At 31.6% G+C, this 6,190-nt stretch carries 4 protein-coding genes and 1 pseudogene; all 5 read right to left on the bottom strand.

All coding sequences use genetic code 11. The annotated features are described in order from the left end of the window. Positions 1 to 681 (bottom strand): annotated as a pseudogene (locus F6K40_RS38045) (hypothetical protein); the annotation flags it as partial. Between the two features lie 136 nt (positions 682 to 817). Further along, positions 818 to 2,113 (bottom strand): hypothetical protein, encoded by a 1,296-nt coding sequence (locus tag F6K40_RS38040; protein ID WP_293144827.1) that lies wholly within the window; start codon positions 2,111 to 2,113, stop codon positions 818 to 820. A gap of 281 nt (positions 2,114 to 2,394) precedes the next feature. Next, the gene (locus F6K40_RS38035; protein ID WP_293144824.1) at positions 2,395 to 3,609 is read right to left on the bottom strand and encodes an SGNH/GDSL hydrolase family protein; all 1,215 of its coding nucleotides are present in this window, start codon (positions 3,607 to 3,609) and stop codon (positions 2,395 to 2,397) included. 391 nt (positions 3,610 to 4,000) lie between these two features. Next, the gene (locus tag F6K40_RS38030; protein WP_293144821.1) at positions 4,001 to 5,206 is read right to left on the bottom strand and encodes an SGNH/GDSL hydrolase family protein; all 1,206 of its coding nucleotides are present in this window, start codon (positions 5,204 to 5,206) and stop codon (positions 4,001 to 4,003) included. A 157-nt stretch (positions 5,207 to 5,363) separates the two neighbouring features. Further along, a partial coding sequence (locus F6K40_RS38025) for an SGNH/GDSL hydrolase family protein (RefSeq protein WP_293144819.1) occupies positions 5,364 to 6,190 on the bottom strand: 827 nt, incomplete at its 5' end.

Raw genomic sequence — 6,190 nt, 5'->3', positions numbered from 1 at the left:
CTCTTTCCCTACGAGACGATCTTCAGATAAATCTATTCTTTCTTGATTATTTTGGTAAGATAGTGCTACTTCATTAAAGCCATCTATATTAATGACTAAATCAAATTCTTGCCCAATAGAAAGAAAATAGTTCAGCATTAACAATTGTTGTGGTTGTTTATAACCACCACTAGCAAAAGATAGAATGATAATTTCTTTGTCTTTTAATTGGGGAATTTGTTTTAAATATTCAATAAATCCTTGATTACCTCTGGCTTGATTAACATCAGAATTTACAACAATATCGTTAGCAACAGAACCGCCAAATACACCTATAATAAATTGATTTTTATTGGTTTTAATAAAAGGATAATCATACTTAGATACAAGACCGTAATTATTAATCTTGATTCCTGATTCTTCGTGGGTGAAACTTCCTTCTTTTAGTACATAACCAAAAAAAGGATGTAACCTTTCTAAGATTGATTGATTATTTATATCTGTACCTAGTCTGGTTCCTGTTTTTTCCAACTCTTCCCGAACTTTAGAGATAGTATCTTTTCGAGAATAAAATAGTTGTTTTTCCTGCGAAAAATAAAATCCTAATGAAACAGCTTCTAAACCAATAAATGCTAAAACTAAGTTAATAATAACTAAACTAAATCCTGTTTTTATTCCCTGAATTAATTTCAAATTTTTCATGGCATTGCCGATTTTTTATTTACCCTAATTGCGTTTTATTATGATTGATTGTAGTTCAAAAAATAGTTACAAGTAAAATATTCCTTTTCATTGAATTAGCAATATATTTGTCTAATATTGTCGTGCCAATCATATTCTAATGGCAGCAAGCATCTCGATAAACTATTTCTTTTTCCCCATCAAAAATATTCACAGTATTAAATATATTAACTTTTGCCTTTTGTAAGCTATTAACTTTAGAAATTGAGGCTGGATAACCTTTTCTAACTCCTACTGCATAAGGATTATCTTCAATAATAAATTTTTTTTCTTCTGTGCTCAATACTCTTTCTGTCGGATAATATTGATTCGGCTGAATAAAGTGAAAATACAATATATTTCTCTCAGCTAGAATTTGACTCATTGTTAGTGATGACTCATACCAATTTTGAGCAACTTTTTCAAAAGCAACTTTATCCTCCAATACTTGTGGAATTTTACTCAAATAAACTAAGCTATCAATACTATCAGTTTTGCTAGAATCTTTGGCAATTTGTTCATCGTATTTAAAAATTTCTTTTTGGTATCTGTCTAATAATCCTTTAACCTGCAAACTTTTCCAACCATAACACAATGCTAATTTACAACTTTCCAATTTATTAATAGCAATTGATAAATTATTTTTCAGCTCACTAATTTCCACTATTGCCTTCATTACCGACAAATCATCATTAGCTAATCGTGTTAAAGGTAAAATATGTTGTACGCTTGGCAAAAATAACTCTATTTTTTGCTGATTATTTAGATGAGATAATGCTACTTCATTAAAGCCGTCTATATTAATGACTAAATCAAATGCTTGCCCAATAGAAATAAAATAATTAAGTATTAATAACTGTTGTGGTTGTTTATAACCCCCAATTGCAAAACATAAAATGATAATTTCTTTGTCTTTTAACTTAGGAATTTGTTTTAAATTTTGAATAAATCCTTGATTACCCTTAGCTTCATTGTAAATCGCATTTATCGCAAAATCATAAGCAACTGAACCGCCAAATACACCCACAATAAACTGATTTTTATTTGTTTTAGCAAAAGGATAATCATACTTAGATACAAGGCCGTAATTATTAACCCTTATTCCTGATTCTTTATAGGCAAAAAGAGCTTTTTTTTGCCTGAAAACACCTTGTTTTCGTACATAGCCAAACAGAGGATGTAGTCGCTCTAAGACAGATTCATTAATTATATCGGTAGCTAGTCTAGTTCCTGTTTTTTCCAACTCTTCCCGAACTTGAGAGATAGTATCTTTTCTCGTATAAAATAGTTGTTTTTCCTGAGAAAAATAAAATCCTAATGAAACAGCCTCCAAACCAATAAATGCTAAAATTAAATTAATACTAACTAAACTAAATCCTGTTTTTATTCCCTGAATCAATTTCAAATTTTTCATAAGTAGTTGTGCTTTTAGGAATTTCCTAGGCGTAGGTTGGGTTGAGGAAAAAAACCCAACAACAATAGACATCTCCAATAATAAAAAATCAAATCAATTATTACACAGAAGTCATCAATTATTTCTCCCTATCTACTCCCTCTTTTCTGGAAAGGTAATAAGGCGTATCTTGGGTTTCACTTCGTTCTACCCAACCTACATTTAACTTTTAAATTTTGAATTTCTATGTTCTACCCAACCTACATTTAACTTTTAACGTTTAACTTTTAACTTTTGAATTTTTAATTTCTAGTAGTATATTTCTCACACAAATAATTTGCCATTATTTCTCCTACAAATTTATGACCTGCTATATTCCAATGACCTCCACAGGGAATTGCATTATCAAAACCATGTAAACATTTACCTGTTCTTTTAGCCTCATCCCAAATAGGTCCTGCTAAAGTATAAACTGGTATATTTTCCTCCTTTCCAAAATTTTTTAGTCTGATATCTGTATAGAATAAATTTGGTACATTCAAAGATTTTCTAAATCCATCACGCCTTTGAATATCTGGTAAAACCTGATGAGAATCACTGGCTGTTACTACCATAAAATCTGCTCCTTTTTTGTAGACTTCATCTCTCATTAATTTAATCAAACCTTCAGTCACTTTCCAGGCTTCTGACCAATCTGAATTTGGTTTTGGTTCTTTGAAAGCAAGATTAATTTCACTATAATATTTTCTTGACTGACGGCGTTTCTCATTACGATCTACTTTTCTAATTAGTTGTAAAATTCGAGAATTTTTTACTAACCAAAATGGTAAAGAATCTATTAGAGAGAAACCATAACGATATCTCTGCCAAAATTTCAAATTGCGGAATGACATATCTGCCACAAGTTGACCATCTTGATAGATAAAATAGGGTCGTAAATGGTCATTTTCTAAAGCACGATAATTGTTACGAAGGTCGTTAGGAGCAAAAAAAATTAGTATGACTAAATCTGGAGAATAATCCCAAACATGATGTCTTAAAGTCATTAATTGTTGTGCTGTTCCATAACCTTGTACTCCAAAATTCATTACCTCAACTTTCCGGTCTTTTAGCACCGGACATTGCTGTAAATTTTTTTCTATTATTGCACCATGAGTATCCTCTAATTTGACATGGATTGCTTCTGTGAAAGAGTCTCCTAATAAAGCAATTCTCAATCCATTTTCTGGTTTATTTTTACTCCGTTCATAATCCCGAAATCCTCCACTATTCATTTTTATTTCCGAAGGTATACCTTCTCCTGTCCAAAATGATTTGCTGTTAGGATTTCCTGCCCAACCTCGATTTGGATCTTTGGTAGTATATAAAGACTTACTTTCTGATTCTTGATCTGGTCTTGGCGGTGGGGGATGTTCAATTCCTGCTATTCTTAAACCTATTTCGCCTAGTGTAATGCTAAATATTAATGCACTAACTGTTAATCCTAAATTGATGGCTAAATTCTTCAGTTTGTTCATTAGAGACTGTTTGTAAAGGAAATATAAAAAGGAGATAGGGAACAGGGAACAGGGAACAGGGAATAGGGAATAGGGAATAGGGAACAGGGAGGAAGAAATCAAGACCAGTATTGAAGAGTTAAAATCAAGGGAATATATATACCTTTCCACCTAATTATCTACCAAATTTCAATCTCTTGAAGTACCTTTTACTTTTAGATTTTAGTCACTCAACAACTCTCTTAAGACTTATTTGACAAACAGTTTCTTATATAAAAGTTAGTTTAGCAAGAAATTATTTTGAATATTGAAAATAAATATTTTAGCGCCGAATTAAGCAAAAGGCGAAGATATTTTATTCTCACAACCATACTCCTCCTCTCCCCAAATTCTCTACACTTCCTACACTCCCCTAGAACCCTTGACATAAGTTTTCAGCAATAATTTCTCCGGCTAATTTATGCCCTGTAGCATTCCAATGTCCTGAACACATTTTTGTGTTTTTAAACCCATGAACACATACAGGATTTTCTGCAATATAATTCTGAAAAGGTTCAATTAAATCAATTACAGAAAAATTATGAATTTCTCCTAATTTTTTCAGTCTTCTTGTAGGATATGACCAGTCTTGAATATCCATAGTTTTCGTATACCTTTCTCGCCATTCTTTATCGGGATGAACTTGTACATGACTCATTACTGTAGCTATCTTAAATTCTACTCCTTTTTCTTGTACTTCCTTGGCGATAATTCCTATTAACTCATCTGTAATTTTCCAAGCTTCTTGCCAAGCAGAATTTGGCGGTTCCCTAAAATTATTTGCTTGTAATTTTTTAAAGTGTCTGCCAACATATCTCTTCTTTTGATCTGCCTCTACTTTTTTCATAAGCTGTAAAATTCTGATATTATTGACAAGCCAAGTCGGTAATTTATCAACTGTTGTAATCATGTAACTATTTGCGTGACTTGTATCTAGCTTTCTAAAGGATAAATCTAACTCTAACTTCCCTTTTTTATAGACAAAAAAAGGTCGATAATGATTATTTTCTAACTTGCGAGAATTATTGATAACATCATTGCGGTTAAAAAAGGCTAAAAGTACAATATCTGGCTGAAAATCCCACACTTTTTCCCGGAGAGTTAATAATTGTTGGGCAGTTCCATAACCATTTACACCAAAATTAATTACTTGTACTTTTTTACCTTTGAAATTTGTACATTTTTTCAACTCCTTCTGCATTACTCCCACAAAAGTCTGCTTATAAGAAACTTGGACTGCTGAAGTAAAAGAATCTCCAAGTACAGCTATTCGCAAAGTATTTTCTGGTTTAGCTTTAGTAATTTTCGGTCCTCTAAGACCATAATTATTAAACTCTAAATAAGCCTTTCCTTCTTCATTAATTGACCAACCAGAAACATTTGCTCTATGTTCCCAACCTCTAACAGGATGAGGAATAATATAAAATTTAGGATAATATTCTGCATGGGTACTTTCAGATATTTTTTTTAATCCCTCTAAACCAGCAATTCTCACTCCTACTTCAGCGATCGCTACCCCTACAAATAAACTGGCAAATATTATACCTAGATTTACTGCCAAAACTTTTAACTTGTTCATTTTTTTAACTATTATTCCTTCAAAAATTTAAAAGAGAAATAAATTTTTTCCTTTTAGTCAATCCTCTCCCTTTTAGGGAGAAGTAATTATCCATTATCCATTATCCATTATTGAACAATACTTTCACATATATTACATTAGTAGCAATTTCTACATACTATTTATAATTAGTATATTTTTCACACAAATAATTTGCCATTATTTCCCCTACAAATTTATGACCTGCTATATTCCAATGACCTCCACAGGGAATTGCATTATCAAAACCATGTAAACATTTACCTGTTCTTTTAGCCTCATCCCAAATAGGTCCTGCTAAAGTATAAACTGGTATATTTTCCTCTTTTCCAAAATTTTTTAGTCTGATATCTGTATAGAATAAATTTGCTACATTCAAAGATTTTCTAAATCCATCACGCCTTTGAATATCTGGTAAAACCTGATGAGAATCACTAGCTGTTACAACCATAAAATCTGCTCCTTTTTCGTAGACTTCATCTCTCATTAATTTAATCAAACCTTCAGTCACTTTCCAGGTTTCTGACCAATCAGAATTTGGTTTTGGTTCTTTGTAAAAAGCCAGATTAATTTCACTATAATCTTTTTGATACTGACGGTATTTCCCATCAATTTCTACTTTTCTAATTAGCTGTAAAATTCGAGAATTTTCTACTAACCAAAATGGTAAAAAATCTACTAGAGAAAAAGCATAACGATCTCTCTCCCAAAATTTCAAATTGCGGAATGACATATCTGCCACAAGTTCACCATCTTGATAAGTAAAATAGGGTCGTAAATGGTCGTGTTCTAAAGTAGGAGAATTATTACGAAGGTCGTTAGAAGCAAAAAAAACTAACATGACTAAATCTGGAGAATAATCCCAAACATGATGTCTTAAAGTCATTAATTGTTGTGCTGTTCCATAACCTTGTACTCCAAAATTCATTACCTCAACTTTTCGGTCTTTTAAGACAGGACATTGCT

It is taken from the genome of Okeania sp. SIO3I5, from assembly GCF_010672085.1.
Taxonomy (GTDB): Bacteria; Cyanobacteriota; Cyanobacteriia; order Cyanobacteriales; family Microcoleaceae; genus Trichodesmium.
This window is presented reverse-complemented; position numbering and strand designations above follow the sequence as displayed.

Excerpts from the sequence above, each read along its gene's own strand:
- F6K40_RS38030 (WP_293144821.1), bottom strand. The coding sequence starts at position 5,206 with ATGAACAAGTTAAAAGTTTTGGCAGTAAATCTAGGTATAATATTTGCC.
- F6K40_RS38040 (WP_293144827.1), bottom strand. The coding sequence starts at position 2,113 with ATGAAAAATTTGAAATTGATTCAGGGAATAAAAACAGGATTTAGTTTA.
- F6K40_RS38035 (WP_293144824.1), bottom strand. The coding sequence starts at position 3,609 with ATGAACAAACTGAAGAATTTAGCCATCAATTTAGGATTAACAGTTAGT.